This is a genomic window from Streptomyces swartbergensis (genome assembly GCF_002148965.1).
GTDB lineage: Bacteria > Actinomycetota > Actinomycetes > Streptomycetales > Streptomycetaceae > Streptomyces > Streptomyces swartbergensis.
In genome coordinates this window covers 1-17,284 of sequence record NZ_NGFN01000046.1, presented here as the reverse complement: position 1 = coordinate 17,284, position 17,284 = coordinate 1, and the positions used below count along the sequence as shown (strand labels likewise).

Annotated in this window: 18 protein-coding genes; 11 read left to right on the top strand and 7 right to left on the bottom strand. The window is 71.0% G+C overall.

Features of this window, described 5'->3' with window-relative positions; all coding sequences use genetic code 11:
- Nucleotides 1–87: 87 nt before the first annotated feature.
- Both CA983_RS10685 and CA983_RS10680 read right to left on the bottom strand, forming a co-directional pair.
- Nucleotides 88–930: a glutamate ABC transporter substrate-binding protein gene (locus CA983_RS10685; protein ID WP_086600643.1), complete on the bottom strand. Its 843-nt coding sequence runs from the start codon at nucleotides 928–930 to the stop codon at nucleotides 88–90.
- Between the two features lie 79 nt (nucleotides 931–1,009).
- Nucleotides 1,010–1,786, bottom strand: coding sequence for an amino acid ABC transporter ATP-binding protein (locus CA983_RS10680; RefSeq protein WP_086600642.1), 777 nt, complete (start codon nucleotides 1,784–1,786; stop codon nucleotides 1,010–1,012).
- A gap of 290 nt (nucleotides 1,787–2,076) precedes the next feature.
- Between CA983_RS10680 and CA983_RS10675 the strand changes: the two genes are divergently transcribed.
- Both CA983_RS10675 and CA983_RS10670 read left to right on the top strand, forming a co-directional pair.
- Nucleotides 2,077–2,763, top strand: coding sequence for a response regulator transcription factor (locus CA983_RS10675; RefSeq protein WP_059424221.1), 687 nt, complete (start codon nucleotides 2,077–2,079; stop codon nucleotides 2,761–2,763).
- 9 nt (nucleotides 2,764–2,772) lie between these two features.
- Complete coding sequence (locus tag CA983_RS10670; protein WP_086600641.1) at nucleotides 2,773–4,176, top strand: sensor histidine kinase; 1,404 nt, start codon at nucleotides 2,773–2,775, stop codon at nucleotides 4,174–4,176.
- 77 nt (nucleotides 4,177–4,253) lie between these two features.
- On the opposite strand, the gene CA983_RS10665 is transcribed toward CA983_RS10670, so the two are convergent.
- A complete protein-coding gene (locus CA983_RS10665) occupies nucleotides 4,254–5,255 on the bottom strand; it encodes a TAXI family TRAP transporter solute-binding subunit (RefSeq protein ID WP_086600640.1) in 1,002 nt (333 codons plus the stop codon).
- Between the two features lie 109 nt (nucleotides 5,256–5,364).
- Here CA983_RS10665 and CA983_RS10660 point away from each other — a divergent pair, with 109 nt between their 5' ends.
- Complete coding sequence (locus CA983_RS10660) at nucleotides 5,365–5,772, top strand: pyrophosphohydrolase domain-containing protein (RefSeq protein ID WP_086600639.1); 408 nt, start codon at nucleotides 5,365–5,367, stop codon at nucleotides 5,770–5,772.
- A 251-nt stretch (nucleotides 5,773–6,023) separates the two neighbouring features.
- On the opposite strand, the gene CA983_RS10655 is transcribed toward CA983_RS10660, so the two are convergent.
- The gene (locus tag CA983_RS10655; RefSeq protein WP_086600638.1) at nucleotides 6,024–7,253 is read right to left on the bottom strand and encodes a cation:proton antiporter; all 1,230 of its coding nucleotides are present in this window, start codon (nucleotides 7,251–7,253) and stop codon (nucleotides 6,024–6,026) included.
- Nucleotides 7,254–7,257: 4 nt separating this feature from the next.
- Nucleotides 7,258–7,743 carry a cation:proton antiporter regulatory subunit gene (locus CA983_RS10650; protein WP_086600637.1) on the bottom strand — a complete coding sequence of 162 codons (486 nt, stop codon included), beginning with the start codon at nucleotides 7,741–7,743 and terminating at the stop codon, nucleotides 7,258–7,260.
- A gap of 235 nt (nucleotides 7,744–7,978) precedes the next feature.
- Between CA983_RS10650 and CA983_RS10645 the strand changes: the two genes are divergently transcribed.
- The 4 genes from CA983_RS10645 to CA983_RS10630 all read left to right on the top strand — a co-directional run bounded on the left by CA983_RS10645 (nucleotide 7,979) and on the right by CA983_RS10630 (nucleotide 12,110).
- Nucleotides 7,979–8,926, top strand: a complete 948-nt coding sequence (locus CA983_RS10645) for a sensor histidine kinase (protein WP_107500220.1) — start codon at nucleotides 7,979–7,981, stop codon at nucleotides 8,924–8,926.
- Nucleotides 8,926–9,633: a response regulator gene (locus CA983_RS10640; protein ID WP_086600635.1), complete on the top strand. Its 708-nt coding sequence runs from the start codon at nucleotides 8,926–8,928 to the stop codon at nucleotides 9,631–9,633. The genes CA983_RS10645 and CA983_RS10640 overlap by 1 nt, the downstream gene beginning before the upstream one ends.
- A gap of 65 nt (nucleotides 9,634–9,698) precedes the next feature.
- Nucleotides 9,699–11,222, top strand: coding sequence for a tRNA (N6-isopentenyl adenosine(37)-C2)-methylthiotransferase MiaB (gene miaB, locus CA983_RS10635; protein ID WP_086600634.1), 1,524 nt, complete (start codon nucleotides 9,699–9,701; stop codon nucleotides 11,220–11,222).
- A 159-nt stretch (nucleotides 11,223–11,381) separates the two neighbouring features.
- On the top strand, nucleotides 11,382–12,110 hold the full coding sequence (locus tag CA983_RS10630; RefSeq protein ID WP_086600633.1) for a class III extradiol dioxygenase subunit B-like domain-containing protein: 729 nt from the start codon (nucleotides 11,382–11,384) through the stop codon (nucleotides 12,108–12,110).
- Between the two features lie 154 nt (nucleotides 12,111–12,264).
- On the opposite strand, the gene CA983_RS10625 is transcribed toward CA983_RS10630, so the two are convergent.
- Nucleotides 12,265–12,639, bottom strand: coding sequence for an antitoxin (locus CA983_RS10625; protein WP_086600632.1), 375 nt, complete (start codon nucleotides 12,637–12,639; stop codon nucleotides 12,265–12,267).
- A gap of 26 nt (nucleotides 12,640–12,665) precedes the next feature.
- Nucleotides 12,666–12,932, bottom strand: coding sequence for a hypothetical protein (locus tag CA983_RS10620; RefSeq protein ID WP_086600631.1), 267 nt, complete (start codon nucleotides 12,930–12,932; stop codon nucleotides 12,666–12,668).
- A gap of 182 nt (nucleotides 12,933–13,114) precedes the next feature.
- Here CA983_RS10620 and miaA point away from each other — a divergent pair, with 182 nt between their 5' ends.
- From miaA to CA983_RS10600, 4 genes are all read left to right on the top strand, one after another.
- A complete protein-coding gene (miaA, locus tag CA983_RS10615) occupies nucleotides 13,115–14,053 on the top strand; it encodes a tRNA (adenosine(37)-N6)-dimethylallyltransferase MiaA (RefSeq protein ID WP_086600630.1) in 939 nt (312 codons plus the stop codon).
- A 108-nt stretch (nucleotides 14,054–14,161) separates the two neighbouring features.
- Nucleotides 14,162–14,728: a hypothetical protein gene (locus CA983_RS10610; RefSeq protein ID WP_086600629.1), complete on the top strand. Its 567-nt coding sequence runs from the start codon at nucleotides 14,162–14,164 to the stop codon at nucleotides 14,726–14,728.
- Between the two features lie 151 nt (nucleotides 14,729–14,879).
- The gene (gene dapF, locus CA983_RS10605) at nucleotides 14,880–15,752 is read left to right on the top strand and encodes a diaminopimelate epimerase (RefSeq protein WP_086600628.1); all 873 of its coding nucleotides are present in this window, start codon (nucleotides 14,880–14,882) and stop codon (nucleotides 15,750–15,752) included.
- Nucleotides 15,753–16,047: 295 nt separating this feature from the next.
- On the top strand, nucleotides 16,048–17,284 hold a 1,237-nt coding region (locus CA983_RS10600), incomplete at its 3' end, for an HD domain-containing protein (RefSeq protein ID WP_143645475.1).

The following is a 17,284-nucleotide window of genomic DNA, read 5'->3' as shown; positions in this document are numbered from 1 at the left end:
CTCCCGCGCTTCCGCGTGTAGGGATGCCCCGGTGCGCCGCCCCGGGGGGCGGCGCACCTGTCAGGCGTTGGTGCCTCAGCTGTTGCGTCAGCTCTTGATGTCGCCGATCTTCGGAGCGGGCTCGTTCTTGTAGTTGGCCGGGCCGAGGTTCTTGTCCACGGCCTTCTGCCAGGAGCCGTCGGCGACCATGTCCTCGAGGGCCTTGTTGATGTCGGCCTTGAGGTCACTGCCCTTCTTGATGCCGATGCCGTAGTTCTCGTTGGTCATCTTGAAGCCGCCGAGCTTGAACTTGCCCTTGAACTGGGCCTGGGCGGCATAACCGGCGAGGATCGAGTCGTCGGTGGTCAGGGCGTCGATGGCCTTGTTCTGGAGACCACTCAGACACGCCGAGTAGGTCGGGTACGTCTGAAGGTCCGCCTTGGGGGCCAGCTTCTCCTTGACGTTCTGCGCCGAGGTGGAGCCGGCGACCGAGCACAGCTTCTTGTTGTTGAGGTCCGCCGGCGACTTGATCGAGTTGTCGTCGGCGCGGACCAGCACATCCTGGTGGGCCAGCAGGTACGGGCCGGCGAAGTCGACCTTCTCCTGGCGCTCCGGGGTGATCGAGTAGGTCGCGGCGATGAAGTCGACGTCACCACGCTGGAGCATGGTTTCGCGGTCGGCGCTCTTCGCTTCCTTCCACTCGATCTGGTCCGCGTTGTAACCGAGCTTCTTCGCGACGTACGTGGCGACGTCGACGTCGAAGCCGGCGTAGCCCTGCGGCGTCTTCTGGCCGAGGCCGGGCTGGTCGTACTTGATGCCGACGGTGATCGTCTTGCCACCACCGGAGCCGGAGTTGGAGTCGCCGCCGCCGTTGTCGCCGCCGCACGCGGTGGCGGTGAGGGCGAGGGCGAAGACGGTGGCCGAGGCGGCGGTGACCTTGCGGAGCTTCATGGTGAACATCCTTTGGCTTGTGAAGAGATGCGGGCCGTCAAGGGTGGTGACGCAGTCGCGTCGCGCGCGACGTGCGCCGTCAGTGGTGCAGGATCTTCGACAGGAAGTCCTTGGCACGGTCGCTGCGCGGATTGCTGAAGAACTGGTCGGGCGCAGCCTCCTCGACGATTCGGCCGTCTGCCATGAACACCACGCGGTTTGCAGCCGATCGTGCGAAACCCATCTCATGGGTGACGACGATCATGGTCATGCCGTCGCGGGCGAGCTGCTGCATGACCTCCAGCACCTCGTTGATCATCTCGGGGTCGAGCGCGGAGGTCGGCTCGTCGAAGAGCATGACCTTCGGCTCCATGGCCAGCGCCCGCGCGATCGCGACGCGCTGCTGCTGGCCGCCGGAGAGCTGTGCCGGGTACTTCTCGGCCTGCGCGGCCACGCCGACCCGGTCGAGCAGGGCCCGGGCCCGCTCCTCGGCCGCCTGCTTGTCCTTCTTGCGGACCTTGACCTGGCCGAGCGTCACGTTCTCGAGCACCGTCTTGTGCGCGAAGAGGTTGAAGGACTGGAAGACCATCCCGACGTCGGCCCGGAGCCGGGCGAGTCCCTTGCCCTCGGCGGGCAGCGGCTTGCCGTCGATCTCGATCGTGCCGGAGTCGATCGTCTCCAGGCGGTTGATGGTGCGGCACAGGGTGGACTTGCCGGACCCGGAGGGCCCGATGACCACGACGACTTCGCCGCGGGCGATCGTCAGGTCGATGTCCTGGAGTACGTGCAACGCGCCGAAGTGCTTGTTGACGCTCTTCAGGACGACCAGTTCTCCGGTCGCGGCCACATCTTCCTTGGCCACCGATACTTCGGTCATCGCTCTCAGGCTCCGTCCTCCTCGGTTTCGGAGGACAGTAGTAACCCTCTACGACCTGCGTCATTACATCTGAGGGGAATCTGAGCATCACGATCCGATAGCAATCGGACACGTGTCGTAGCACTTGTGAGCAGCGCTCATATCGGCCGGGTAACGGAAGCTCTCCGCAACCGGAACCCTCTTGACGCCGTCCTCATTCATCAGCGTGACTGCACAGGGTGCACGCGCGCGCGTGCACGCTTTTTTGTACACATCCAGATCGTACGACCAGTGAACCGAAGGGGGCCCGGATGAGACTGCTGCTCGTCGAGGACGACAACCATGTCGCCGCCGCCCTGTCGGCGGTTCTGGCGCGGCACGGGTTCGACGTCACGCACGCGCGCAGCGGCGAGGAGGCCCTTCAGGCGCTGGTCCCGGAGGTCGACGGCTTCGGTGTCGTCCTGCTCGACCTCGGCCTGCCCGACCAGGACGGATACGAGGTCTGCGGCAAGATCCGCAAGCGCACCAGCACGCCGGTGATCATGGTCACCGCCCGCTCCGACGTGCGCTCCCGCATCCACGGCCTCAATCTCGGCGCCGACGACTACGTGGTGAAGCCGTACGACACCGGGGAACTGCTCGCCCGCATCCACGCCGTGAGCCGGCGCACCTCCCACGAGGACACCTCCAGCGGCATCGAGACGGAACTGCGCCTCGGCCCGGTGCACATCGAGCTGCCCACGCGCCGGGTCAGCGTGGACGGAACCGTCATCCAGCTGACCCGCAAGGAGTTCGACCTCCTGGCCCTGCTCGCGCAGCGGCCCGGGGTGGTCTTCCGCCGGGAGCAGATCATCAGCGAGGTGTGGCAGACCAGCTGGGAGGGGACCGGGCGCACCCTGGAGGTGCACGTCGCGTCCCTGCGCGCCAAGCTGCGCATGCCGGCCCTCATCGAGACCGTACGCGGAGTCGGCTACCGGCTCGTCGCGCCTGCCGGGTAGCGGGGCCGGGTGCGCACTCGTCTGCTCCCGCTGCTGATCATCCTGATGGCGGCCGTACTGCTCGCGCTCGGCGTCCCGCTCGCGGTCAGCCTGGCCGGCGCCCAGCAGCAGAAGGTCGTCGTCGACCGGATCGACGACACGGCACGCTTCGCGGCTCTCGCCCAGTTCGTCACCGACTCGCCCACCGGGACCGCCAGCGCGTTCGAGAACGAGCGCCTGGCCACGCTCAGCAGCGAACTCGACAGCTACTACAAGGTCTACGGCATCCGGGCCGGTGTCTTCTACCGCAGCGGCCGTGCCATGGCCCACGCACCCGCCCGGTGGTCCCTGCCGGAGCAGGGCGAGGTGCGTGACGCCTTCGACGAGGCGTTGCTCAGCCGCCGCAGCCACGACCCGCGGCAGGTGTGGCCCTGGCAGCGGGGCAACCTCGTGGTCGCCTCGCCGGTGATCCGGGACGGTGACGTCGTCGCGGTCGTCGTCACCGACTCGCCCACCGGGCAGCTGCGCTCCCGCACGCTGCACGGCTGGCTGGTCATCGGCGCGGGCGAGTTCGCCGCGATGCTGCTGGCCGTCGGGGCGGCCCTGCGGCTGACCGGCTGGGTGCTCAAGCCCGTACGGGTGCTGGACGCCACCACCCACGACATCGCCACGGGGCGGCTGAAGTCCCGGGTCGCCGCCGCCGGCGGTCCGCCGGAACTCAGGCGTCTGGCCCGGTCGTTCAACGAGATGGCGGACAACGTCGAGGACGTGCTGGAGCAGCAGCGCGCCTTCGTCGCCGACGCCTCGCATCAGCTGCGCAACCCGCTCGCGGCGCTGCTGCTGCGCATCGAGCTGCTCTCCTTCGAACTGCCCGAGGGCAACAAGGAGATCGCCTCGGTCCAGGCCGAGGGCAAGCGCCTCGCGCAGGTTCTGGACGATCTGCTCGACCTGGCGCTGGCCGAGCACACCGAGGCCGATCTGAAGATCACCGACATCGGCGAGCTCGCCGCCGAACGGGTCGCGGCCTGGTCCCCGACCGCCGAGGCCAAGGGCGTACACCTGGTGGGCGACTGCCCGCCGACGACCGCGTGGGCCGACCCGGTGGCGCTGTCCAGCGCGCTGGACGGTGTCATCGACAACGCGGTGAAGTTCACGCCGGAGGGCCGGACCGTCGAGGTGACGGTCGCCTCCAACGGCGACACCTCCACCGTTGTCGTCACCGACGAGGGCCCCGGCCTCACCGACGAGGAACTGGCCCGCATCGGCGACCGCTTCTGGCGCAGCAGCCGCCACCAGAACATCAAGGGCTCCGGCCTCGGACTGTCCATCTCGCGGGCGCTGCTCGCGGCGGGCGGCGGCTCGATCGCGTACGACCATCATGAGCCGCACGGGCTGAAGGTGACGGTGACGGTGCCAAGGGTCGGACCGGCGTAGCGAAGTCGACGGCGGGGCCGGCGTAGCGAAGTCGAGGGCGGTGTCTGCGCAGCGAAGTCGAGGGCGGGCCGGCGCGGCTATGGCTTGACGGACCGGTAGTAGCGCCGGGCCCCCTCGTGCAGCTTGAGCGGGTCCGTGTAGATCGCCGTGCGGACGTCGACGAGCTGGGCGGAGTGGACGGTCGCGCCGATGCCGTCCCGGCTGTCGATCACCGTACGGGTCAGCCACTCGGTGAGCCGGGGGTCCATGTCGTTGCGCGTGACCAGCAGGTTGGACACCGCCAGGGTGGGGACCGGGTCGCCGCGCTGGATGGTGGGGTAGGCCGACTCTGGCATCTTGGTGGCGCGGTAGTAGCGCGTGGCACCGCCCTGGTCGTGCAGCTTGGCCACGAGGCCGACGTCGATCGGCACGAAGCGGAAGGCCGACGCCGACTTCTTGGCCAGCCGGCTGAGCCCGTCCGTGGGCAGTCCGCCCGACCAGAAGAACGCGTCGAGGCCGTGTCCCAGCCGTCTGGGTCCGGTGTCGATGCCGTCCGACGACGGCTCGATGTCCTTCTCCGGGTCGATCCCGGCCGCCCTGAGCACGCCGTTGGCGATCAGCCGTACGCCGGAGTTCGGCAGCCCTATGGCCACGCGCTTGCCGCGCAGGTCCGCGACGGAGCGGATGTCCGAGTCCGGTGGTACGACGAGCTGGGCGTAGTCGTCGTACAGGCGCGCGACACCGCGCAGCCGGTCGGCGCCCGTGCTGTTGTCGAGCTTGTACGTGGCGACCGCGTCGGCCGCGGCGATCGCGAAGTCGGCCTTGCCCGTCGCCACGTCCGCGACGTTCTCCTGCGAACCGGCACTGGTCAGCAACCGCACCTTCAGATCGGGCATGTCCTTGTCGATCTCGGTGCGCAGGAGTTTGCCGTACTCGTGGTAGACGCCCGCCTGGGTGCCCGTGCTGAACCTGATCGTCCCGCTCGGAGGCTCCTCGGCCCAGGGGCGTAGCCACCACAGCAGCAGCCCGAGGACCACGAGGGAGGCGGCGCCGCCCTGAAGGGCCCGGCGCCTGCCGAGAGGGGGGAACGTCTTGGGCATGCGCGAGATCCTGCCAGCCGTGGTGCCCCGCTGACCAGGGGCGGGCTCACGGCATGGGGCCGGATACGGGGCGAGGGGAGTGTCAGTGGCGGCCACTACAGTCGCCACCATGAGTTCGTCGCCCGCAGACCTGGTCCGTGAATTCCACCTCGCCTTCGGCCTGGACGCCCGCAGTACCCCGACGGAGGTGTCCCCGGAACTCGCCGCCCACCGCGGTGAACTCCTCGCGGAGGAGGCCGCGGAGGTCGCCGAGGTGTCGGTGACGGGCCCGCTCGACCGGCTCGCCCACGAACTCGCCGACGTCGTCTACGTCGCCTACGGCACCGCCCTGGTCCACGGCATAGACCTCGACGCGGTACTGGCCGAGATCCACCGCTCCAACATGACCAAGATCGGCCCCGACGGCTCCGTCTCCCGCCGCGAGGACGGGAAGGTGCTCAAGGGGGAGCACTATGAGGCACCGGATGTGACGGGGGTGCTGCGGAAGCAGGGGTGGGAGCCGGGCGCGGGCGCCTGAGCCGCCGTGCGGGGCGGTGGCTCACCTCGTCCGGCGCTTGGCGGCTGCCGGGGGAGCGGGTGGTTCCCTTGGCCGAGGTCTGACGGCCGCCGGGTGAGCGGTGGCGCCGTTGTCCGGTGCCTGGTGTCAGCCCGGGCGAGCGGTGGCGCCTCTGTCCGGCGCTTGGCGGCTGCCCGGTGGCTCCCCTGGCCGACGGCTGACGACCGCCCGGGCCGACGGCAGCTCCCCTGTTCGCCTCCCGGCGCCGCCCCTCAGTCGGCCACCGGCGCGTCCGCCTCCCTGGCCCGGGGCGTCGTCTCCGTCTCCGCCGTACCCCGGGGCGACTCGCGGCGTCGGCTCCACCACGTGGCCACGGGCTCCGTGTAGCGCGCGGTGAGGGGGCCCAGGACGACCAGGATGAGCACGTAGGCCGTGGCCAGGGGGCCGAGAGACGGTTCGATGCCCGCCGAGACCGCCAGACCGGCGATGACGATCGAGAACTCGCCACGGGCCACCAGCGCACCGCCCGCCCGCCAGCGGCCCTTGACGGAGATCCCCGCCCGCCGCGCCGCCCAGTAGCCGGTGGCGATCTTCGTCACGGCCGTGACGACGGCCAGGCCCAGGGCGGGCAGTAGGACCGGCGGGATGCTGGACGGGTCGGTGTGCAGTCCGAAGAAGACGAAGAAGACCGCCGCGAACAGATCACGCAGGGGGCTGAGGAGGGTGTGCGCACCCTCCGCCACCTCTCCCGACAGCGCGATGCCCACCAGGAAGGCCCCCACCGCCGCCGACACCTGGAGCTGCTGTGCCACACCCGCGACCAGGATCGTCAGACCCAGCACGACCAGCAGCAGCTTCTCCGGGTCGTCGTTGGAGACGAAGCGGGAGATGACCCTCCCGTAGCGCAGGGCCAGGAACAGGACGAGTCCGGCCGCGCCCAGCGCGATCGCCAGGGTCAGGCTGCCGGCCAGCAGCCCGGCTCCCGCCACCAGCGCCGTGACGATGGGCAGGTACACCGCCATCGCCAGATCCTCCAGCACGAGCACGCTGAGGATCACCGGGGTCTCCCGGTTGCCGACCCGGCCCAGATCGCCGAGGACCTTCGCGATCACGCCGGACGACGAGATCCAGGTGACACCGGCCAGGACGACGGCGGCCACCGGCCCCCAGCCGAGCAGCAGCGCCACCGCCGCCCCCGGCAGCGCGTTGAGCGCACAGTCGACCAGACCGGACGGGTAGTGGGTCTTGAGGTTGGAGACCAGATCGCTCGCCGTGTACTCAAGCCCCAGCATCAACAGCAGCAGGATGACGCCGATCTCGGCGCCGGTGGCGACGAACTCTTCGCTCGCGCCCAGCGGCAGCAGACCGCCCTCGCCGAAGGCCAGACCGGCCAGGAGGTACAGCGGTATCGGCGACAGCCGGAAACGGCCGGCGAACCGGCCGAGCAGGCCGAGGCCGAGGATGATGGAACCGAACTCGATCAGCAGGACCGCGGAGTGCACAGGCTCACTCCCGACCGAGTATCGCCGCGGCGGCGTCGACGCCCTCACGGGTGCCGACGACGATCAGCGTGTCACCGCCCGCCAGCCGGAAGTCCGGCGCGGGGGACGGGATGGCCTCGGCCCGGCGCAGCACCGCCACGACCGACGCGCCCGTCTCCGTCCGCATCCGCGTGTCGCCCAGCACCCGCCCGTTCCAGCGCGAGGTCGCGGCCACCTCGATCCGCTCGGCGACCAGCCCCAGGTCGGTGGTGTACAGCAGACTCGGGCTGTGGTGGGACGGCTTCAGCGCGTCGATCAGCGAACCCGCCTCCGAGCTGGACAGTCGCAGGGACTGCGCGCAGGAGTCGGGGTCGTCGGCCCGGTACACGTTCACCGTGCGCGTGCCGTCGCGGTGCGCCACCACCGACAGATGGCGGTGTTCCCGGGTCTCCAGGTCGTACTGGACCCCGATGCCCGGCAGCGGCGTCGCCCTCAGGCGCGGAGCTGACACGTTTCTTCCCCTTGTTTCGGCTGGCTCTTGTCGGTCTGGTGAACGGTGTCGATCAACGGACGAGTCAAGTCCGCATGCTGTCATCCAGCCGTACGGTGACGACATGGGTGTCGTGACGGATATACGCAGCGGCCGGTCGCCGGAGAGGGTGGAGGGGGCGGTGCCATACGCGAAGGCCGGGTCGTCCGCGAGGGCCGGGGCATACGCGAAAGCCGGAAGGGGCGGATCCAGGAACGTGTCGCTGTTCTGGCGGATCTTCTCGCTCAACGCGGTGGGGCTGGTCGTGGCCACCGCGTTGCTGCTCGGCCCGGTCACCGTGTCGACCCCCGTCCTGGCGGGCGAGGCGCTCGTCCTGCTCGGCGGCCTGGCGGTGCTGCTCGCCGGCAACGCGCTCGTGCTGCGCTTCGGCCTCGGGCCGCTGCAACGGCTGGACCGGGCCATGGCCACCGTGGACCTGCTGCGTCCGGGCTCGCGCCCGGTGGTCGCCGGCCCCGCGGAGACGGCCGGGCTGATCACGACGTACAACGCGATGCTCGACCGGCTGGAGGCCGAGCGGGCCGCGGGCGCCGCCCGGGCGCTGTCCGCGCAGGAGAGCGAACGGCACCGGATCGCCCGGGAGCTCCACGACGAAGTGGGACAGACCCTGACCGCCGTCCTCCTCCAGCTCAAGCGCGTCGCGGACCGGGCGCCCGAGGACCTGCGCGAGGAGGTCGGCCAGGCGCAGGAGGCGACGCGGGCCGGCCTGGACGAGATCCGCCGTATCGCCCGTCGGCTGCGCCCCGGCGTCCTGGAGGAACTCGGCCTGGCCAGCGCCCTGCGCTCGCTCGCCGCCGAGTTCACGACCCACGGGTTGACCGTGCGCCACCACGTCACCGGCGGCCTCCCCGCCCTGACCCCGGAATCGGAACTCGTCGTCTACCGAGTGGCCCAGGAGGCCCTGACCAACACCGCCCGGCACGCGGGCGCCGACCGTGCCGAACTCCGCCTCCGGCCGGTTCCCGGCGGCGTCGAACTCCTCGTACGCGACAACGGCACGGGCCTCGGCGACGCCCCGGASGGCGCCGGCATCACCGGCATGCGCGAACGCGCCCTCCTGATCGGCGCCTCCCTCACCCTCGAACCCGCCCCCGACCGGGGCGCCGACGTACGCCTGCGCATACCGGTGCCGGAAGGAGCACGCTGATGTCCACACCGGTGACGCCGGGAAGCCCGTCGACCACCACCCCGCCCCCGATCGCCCGGCCCCCGATCCGCGTCCTGCTCGCCGACGACCACACCCTCGTACGCCGGGGCGTGCGCCTCATCCTGGACGGGGAGCCCGACCTGACGGTCGTGGCCGAGGCCGGGGACGGGGCCGAGGCCGTCGCCCGCGCCCGGGACACCGACGTCGACCTGGCCGTCCTGGACGTCGCCATGCCCCGGATGACCGGCCTCCAGGCGGCCCGCGAACTCTCCCGCCGGCTGCCCGACCTGCACATCCTGATCCTGACGATGTACGACAACGAGGAGTACTTCTTCGAGGCGCTCAGAGCCGGAGCCGGCGGCTACGTCCTCAAGTCCGTCGCCGACCGCGACCTGGTCGAGGCCTGCCGGGCTGCCGTGCGCGACGAGCCGTTCATCTACCCGGGCGCCGAGCGGGCCCTCGTCCGTTCCTACCTGGAGCGGCTGCACCGGGGCGACGGCCTGCCGGAACGGCCCATCACCGAACGCGAGGAGGAGATCCTCAAGCTGGTCGCCGAGGGCCACACCTCCAAGGAGATCGGCGAACTCCTCTTCATCAGCGCCAAGACGGTCGAACGCCACCGCGCCAACCTCCTCCAGAAGCTCGGCATGCGCGACCGTCTCGAGCTGACCAGGTACGCGATCCGCGCCGGCCTCATAGAGGCATGAGCCCGGGGCCCCGGGTTGTCCACAGGCGACCGGGCCACCTCCGGCGACCGCCTACCCTTGTCCCCATGAGCAGCATCGACCGGAGCCAGTCAGTGGGCGGCACGCGCACATATGAGGTACGCACCTACGGGTGCCAGATGAACGTCCACGACTCCGAGCGATTGGCCGGTCTGCTGGAGGACGCGGGCTACGTCCGCGCCCCCGAAGGCGCCGACGAGGCCGACGTCGTCGTCTTCAACACCTGCGCCGTGCGTGAGAACGCAGACAACAAGCTCTACGGCAACCTCGGTCACCTGGCGCCCAAGAAGGCCGCCCGCCCCGGCATGCAGATCGCGGTCGGCGGCTGTCTGGCGCAGAAGGACCGCGACACGATCGTGAAGAAGGCGCCCTGGGTGGACGTCGTCTTCGGCACGCACAACATCGGCAAGCTGCCGGTCTTGCTGGAACGTGCGCGCGTGCAGGAGGAGGCGCAGGTCGAGATCGCCGAGTCGCTGGAGGCGTTCCCCTCGACGCTGCCGACGCGGCGCGAGAGCGCGTACGCGGCCTGGGTCTCCATCTCCGTCGGCTGCAACAACACCTGCACCTTCTGCATCGTCCCGGCCCTGCGCGGCAAGGAGAAGGACCGCCGCCCCGGCGACATCCTCGCCGAGATCGAGGCCCTGGTCGCCGAGGGCGTCTCCGAGATCACGCTGCTCGGGCAGAACGTCAACGCGTACGGCTCCGACATCGGCGACCGCGAGGCCTTCAGCAAGCTGCTGCGCGCCTGCGGGAAGATCGAGGGCCTGGAACGTGTCCGCTTCACGTCCCCGCACCCGCGCGACTTCACCGACGACGTCATCGCCGCCATGGCCGAGACGCCGAACGTGATGCCGCAGCTGCACATGCCGCTCCAGTCCGGCTCGGACACGGTCCTGAAGGCCATGCGCCGCTCCTACCGTCAGGAGCGCTACCTGGGGATCATCGAGAAGGTCCGCGCCGCCATCCCGCACGCGGCCATCAGCACCGACATCATCGTGGGCTTCCCCGGCGAGACCGACGAGGACTTCGAGCAGACGCTGCACGTGGTGCGCGAGGCCCGCTTCGCCCAGGCCTTCACCTTCCAGTACTCCAAGCGCCCGGGCACCCCGGCCGCCGAGATGGACGGCCAGATCCCCAAGAAGGTCGTCCAGGAGCGCTACGAGCGTCTCGTCGCCCTCCAGGAGGAGATCTCCTGGGAGGAGAACAAGAAGCAGGTCGGCCGCACGCTGGAGCTGATGGTCGCCGAGGGCGAGGGCCGCAAGGACGACAGCACCCACCGCCTGTCCGGCCGCGCCCCCGACAACCGCCTCGTCCATTTCACCAAGCCGGACCAGGAGGTCCGCCCCGGCGACGTGGTCACGGTCGAGATCACCTACGCCGCCCCGCACCACCTCCTCGCCGAGGGCCCCGTGCTGGACGTGCGCCGCACGCGCGCGGGCGACGCCTGGGAGAAGCGCAACGCCGAGAAGGCGGGCAAGCCGGCCCAGTCGGCCGGCGTGCTCCTGGGCCTGCCGAAGATCGGCGCCCCCGAGCCGCTCCCGGTGGCGGCGAGCGGCTGCGGCTGCGACTGAGCCGAGCCGCTGAGCCGAGCCGAGGCCGCGGCCGGACCTGAGTGAGGCCGTGGTCGGATCTGAGTGAGGCCGCGCCCGGACGTGACCGCGGCTGGGCCCGGCTGCGGTCGGCTCCGGCCGTGGCTTGTTCCGTAGGGCTCGCGGGTTACGCTGCCGATCATGCTTGTCGCCGCCGCTGTCTGCCCCTGCCCGCCCCTGCTGGTGCCCGACGTCGCCGCGGGCGCCGCTCGGGAGCTGGACGCCGCGCGGGCCGCCTGCACGGACGCGCTGGGCGTGCTCGCCGCCGCCCGGCCCGGCCTGCTCCTCGTCGTCGGGCCGGTGGAAAGCGCCGAGCCCGAGATGTATCCCGAGACGTATCCGGAGGGCACGCGGGGCTCCTTCCGGGGCTTCGGCGTCGATCTCGGCGTACGGCTGGGACAGGGCGACGAGGGCTCGCCCGCGGACCAGCGGCTGCCGTACTCGCTGGCGGTCGCCGCCTGGCTGCTGGAGCGGACGGGGTGGTCCGACGCCCCGGTCGAGGGACTCGGCGTGGGGGACCGGCTCGCGCCCGAGCGGTGTGCCCGGATCGGGCGGGACCTCGCCACACGATCCGAGCGGGTCGCACTGTTGGTGATGGGTGACGCCAGCGCGTGCCGGACGCTCAAGGCCCCGGGGTACCTGGACGAACGGGCGGCCCCCTTCGACGCGGAGGTCGCGCGCGCACTCGGCACGGCGGACATGGCCGCGCTCACGACGCTGGACACAGGGCTGGCGCGTGAACTCAAGGCCTCCGGCCGGGCCCCCTGGCAGGTTCTGGCGGGCGCGGCCGAGGGCGCGGACCTCGGAGGATCACTGCTGTACGAGGACGCGCCGTACGGGGTGGGATACATCGTGGCCACCTGGTCGTAGACCCGGCGGCAGGGCGGCCCCGGCGGCGCGTACGGGAAACGGCGGCGGCACGGGAAACGGCGGACGGCCGGGAGCCCTCGTGCTCCGCGGCCGTCCGCCGATGTGCCCTTCGGTGTGCCGATGTGTGTTCAGGCCCTTCCGCGTCGATGTGCGCTCAGGAAGTGGGCGGTGGTGCGTCCGGCGGCGGGGTGCCTCCGGCGTCCCGCGGCGGTGCCGTACGGCCGGTGTCCGACGGCGGTGCCGTACGGCCCGTGTCCGACGGCATGGTGCCGCCCCCGCCCGGCGGCGGTGTCGTGCCGCCCGCGGCTGGTCCGCTGTCGCCCTTGTGCGCGAGTCGGTCCATGGCGCCCTTGGCCTTGCCCGTGCCCGACTGGATCCTGTCGCTGTACTTGCCCTTGGTCCTCTTGTCGACGACCTGCGCGGCCTTGTCGAGGCCGTGCTGGATCTTGTCCTCGTGCCGCTGCGCGAGGTCCGAGACCTTGCCCTTGGCCGGGCCCAGCTTGGCCTTCACATTGTCCAGGAGACCCATGGTTCACCTTCCCTCGCGCGGGGCGGTCACGTGCGGGCGCCCTCGCCGGCCTCGTTGTCGGCCGCCTTGTCGGTGGACTGCTGCTTCGGGATGTCGACGCCCTCGGTCTCCGTGACCTCGGCCGCCGCAGTCGCCGACTCGACCGCTTCCGCTGCCCCGTCAGCCCCCTTCGCCGCCTCTGCCCCTGCCGTTTCCTCCGCCTCGGTCCCGGCCGTCGCCTTGCCGGCCTGAGCCTCGGCAGGCGCCTCCTCCGTGGCCTTTGACCGCCGGAGAAGTCGTGCAAAAACGCCCATATCCACTCCATACGTTACTCGTGCGGGCGAAATCCCGCGTCGCCCGGTGCGTCCGTTTGCGCGACCCGGGCCACCGCCTCTGCGATCCGGCGGCAGGAACCTCGCAACGGGCAACGACCCCGCGGTCGTGGCGTCACGTAACTCGTTCGAGAGCAGGGTTCGAGGTTTGCGAGACTGGGTCCGTGAGCAGTGCACCCCCCGCCCCCCGCGTCATCGCCGTCGTCGGACCAACTGCGGCCGGAAAGTCCGATCTGGGCGTCTTCCTGGCCCAGCGTCTCGGCGGTGAGGTCGTCAACGCCGATTCCATGCAGCTCTACCGAGGGATGGACATCGGCACCGCCAAGCTGACGCCCGAGGAGCGCGGCGGCGTCCCCCATCACCTCCTGGACATCTGGGACGTGACCGTCACGGCGTCCGTCGCCGAGTACCAGCGCCTGGCCCGTGAGCGGATCGAGGCCCTGCTCGCCGAGGGCCGCTGGCCGATCCTGGTCGGCGGCTCCGGACTGTATGTGCGCGGCGCCGTCGACAACCTGGAGTTCCCCGGCACCGACCCCGAGGTCCGCGCCCGCCTGGAGGAGGAGCTGACGCTGCGCGGCTCCGGCGCGCTGCACGCCCGTCTGGCCGCCGCCGACCCCCAGGCCGCGCGGGCGATCCTGCCGAGCAACGGCCGCCGGGTCGTCCGGGCCCTGGAGGTGATCGAGATCACCGGCAGGCCCTTCACCGCCAATCTCCCCGGCCACGACTCCGTGTACGACACGATCCAGATCGGCGTCGACGTGGCCCGGCCCGAATTGGACGAGCGCATCGCGCGCCGGGTCGACCGGATGTGGGAGGCCGGACTCGTGGACGAGGTGCGCGCACTGGAGGCGCGGGGGTTGCGCGAGGGGCGTACCGCCTCCCGCGCGCTCGGCTACCAGCAGGTGCTCGCGGCGCTCGCCGGGGAGTGCACCCTGGAGGACGCGCGGGTCGAGACCGTACGTGCCACCAAGCGCTTCGCGCGCCGTCAGGATTCATGGTTCAGGCGCGATCCCCGGGTGCACTGGTTGAGTGGGGCTGCGGCCGATCTCACAGAACTTCCGCAGCTCGCGCTGTCTTTGGTCGAACGACCGGTTACAGCCTGATCACGTCATGGCATCGGGACGCCCAGGCCGTCATCCGGGCCTGCGGTGGCGTGCCATCATCGAGCTTCGATCGACCGAGTTGAGTCCTAGTTGGGAGGGCGCGTGGCGATGGAGGCCGGCCCTCGCGACACCGCACAAGGCACCGATCACATCACCGCCGACCGGGATGTACCGGAGCACCGGGATGTACCGGAGCACCGGGATGTACCGGAGCGCCGGGACGACCCCGAGCTCGGGGACGGACCGGAGCAGGAGTCGGACCGTCTCAGCTCCGACGGGCCCGACGAGACTCAGGGTGTGACGGACGACGGCCCCGAGCCCGAGGAGATGTTCGCGGGCGAGGTCGAGGTCGAGCTGCGCCCGCAGCGCCGGCTGCGCATCTGGCAGCTCGCGCCCATCGTGAGCCTGGCCGCGCTCGGCTCCCTGATGTTCGCGTTCCCGCTCGCCTTCGACTTCGGCGACAGCGGGGCCGTGATCGCCATGCTCGGGCTGCTCATCTGTTCGTGCGCGGCCGGCTGGGGCATGACCGCCGCCCGCCGCGTGGGCCACACCTGGCCGGGCCTGCCGGCCAAGGGCTCGGACTGCAGACCGGACTGGCGGGTCGTCCTCGCGTACGCGGTGATGGTGGCAGCGGTGGTCGTACTGGCGGTCTGGCGCGTAGCACGGCTCCGCTGAAGCGCGCCCCATAAGGGCGCGGGGCTGTGTCGATATGCGGCTCCGCCGCGTGGGCGCGACAAGCCACGACGGACCCGCACCGACTCACTGCCCGAAACCCCCTGGCACCCTCCTTCGGCCCGACCCGCGGAGCAGACCGTACGATCGAGGAATGAGCACGCGGATCCCCTTCCTCAAGGGCCACGGCACCGAGAACGACTTCGTGATCGTCCCGGACCCCGAGAACGCCATCGACCTGCCCCCGGCCGCCGTCGCAGCCCTCTGCGACCGCCGCGCGGGCATCGGCGGTGACGGACTGCTGCACGTGGTGCGGTCCGCGGCGCATCCCGAGGCGAAGGGCATGGCGGCCGAGGCGGAGTGGTTCATGGACTACCGCAACGGCGACGGCTCGATCGCGGAGATGTGCGGCAACGGCGTGCGGGTGTTCGCGCGCTACCTCCAGCGCGCCGGACACGTCGCCGAAGGGGATCTCGCGGTCGCCACTCGCGGGGGCGTGAAGACCGTGCACATCGCCAAGGACGGTGACGTCACCGTCGGCATGGGCAAGGCGGTGCTGCCCGAGGGTGACGTCACGGTCAGCGTCGGTGAGCGCAGCTGGCCCGCGCGGAACGTCAACATGGGCAACCCGCACGCGGTCGCCTTCGTGGACGATCTGTCCCACGCCGGTGACCTGCTCTCCCCGCCGCCCTTCAGCCCGGCCGCCGCCTACCCGGACGGTGTGAACGTCGAGTTCGTGGTCGACCGCGGCCCCGGGCACGTCGCGCTGCGCGTGCACGAGCGCGGCGCGGGCGAGACCCGCTCGTGCGGCACGGGCGCGTGCGCGGTCGCCGTGGCCACCGCCCGACGCGACGGCGCCGACCCGACGGCCACCGGTACCCCGGTGACGTACACCGTGGACGTGCCCGGCGGCACCCTGGTGATCACCGAGCGGCCCGACGGCGAGATCGAGATGACGGGCCCTGCGGTGATCGTGGCCGAGGGCGAGATCGACGCGGACTGGCTGGACACCGCCACGCGCGCGTGAGCAGGCGCCGACCGTCCTGAAAGCGCCGCGCGCTGTCGGCCTCTCGACCCGAAATCGCCGTACGGATCCGGCCACTTGGCGGGAACGGAGCCGTCAAGGTCGCGATACATGGGGGTACAAACCTCACATTCGTCCCTCGAATGGGTGATCAGTTTCACGCTCGGCGAGAGGCGGTCGGCCGGGCATGGTGGGCTCGGTAGCATCAAGCACCGGCCCGGACGGGGGACGAAGCCGCCCCTGAGCCGTGTCCGCCCTGGGGCACCCCGTCCGCCGGTCCACGCAGCCGGAGGTGCCCATGAGTGCGGAGGCCACGAATTCCGTGACCCCAGGCCCGATGCCGGGCGCGGTGTCAGGAGCGGTGACGCCGACAGCCCCCCGCAGAAAGGCCCGCCCCCGGATCGACCTGCGCCGTCTCGGCCGTGCCGCGCTGCTCGGCCCCGCCGCCCGCGGCCGGCTGCCCGACGCCATCAGCCACGTCGTCGACGCCCACCGCGCCCACCATCCCGAAGCGGACCTCGAACCCCTGCGCCGTGCCTACGTCCTGGCCGAGTCCTCGCACCGCGGCCAGATGCGCAAGAGCGGCGAGCCGTACATCACGCATCCGCTCGCCGTGACCCTGATTCTCGCCGAACTCGGCGCCGAGACCACGACGTTGACCGCCTCCCTGCTCCACGACACCGTCGAGGACACGGATGTGACGCTCGACCAGGTCGGCGAGCAGTTCGGCGAGGAGGTCCGCTACCTCGTCGACGGCGTCACCAAACTGGAGAAGGTCGACTACGGCGCCGCCGCCGAGCCCGAGACCTTCCGCAAGATGCTGGTCGCCACCGGCAACGACGTCCGTGTCATGTCGATCAAACTCGCCGACCGGCTGCACAACATGCGCACCCTCGGCGTCATGCGCCCCGAGAAACAGGAGCGCATCGCCAAGGTGACACGTGACGTGCTGATCCCGCTCGCCGAACGGCTCGGCGTCCAGGCGCTGAAGACCGAACTGGAAGACCTCGTCTTCGCGATCCTGCGCCCCGAGGAGTACGCGCACACAAGGGAGTTGATCGTCCGCAACGCCGCCCGCGCGGACGACCCGCTCGCCGAGGTCGCCGACGAGGTGCGCACCGTGCTGCGCGAGGCGGACATCCCGGCCGAAGTCCTCATCCGGCCCCGCCACTTCGTCTCCGTGCACCGCGTCTCCCGCAAACGCGCCCGGCTCCGCGGCTCCGACTTCGGGCGCCTGCTGGTGCTGGTGAACGAGGACGCCGACTGCTACGGCGTCCTGGGCGAACTCCACACCTGCATGACGCCGGTCGTCTCGGAGTTCAAGGACTTCATCGCCGTACCGAAGTTCAACCTGTACCAGTCGCTGCACACGGCCGTCGCCCGCGAGGACGGCCAGGTCGTCGAAGTCCTCATCCGCACGCACCMGATGCACAAGGTCGCCGAGGCCGGAGTCGTCGCGCTCGGCAACCCGTACGCGCCGGCCCCCGACGACCCGGCCGACGGCGAGCGCGTCGACCCCACCCGCCCCGGCTGGC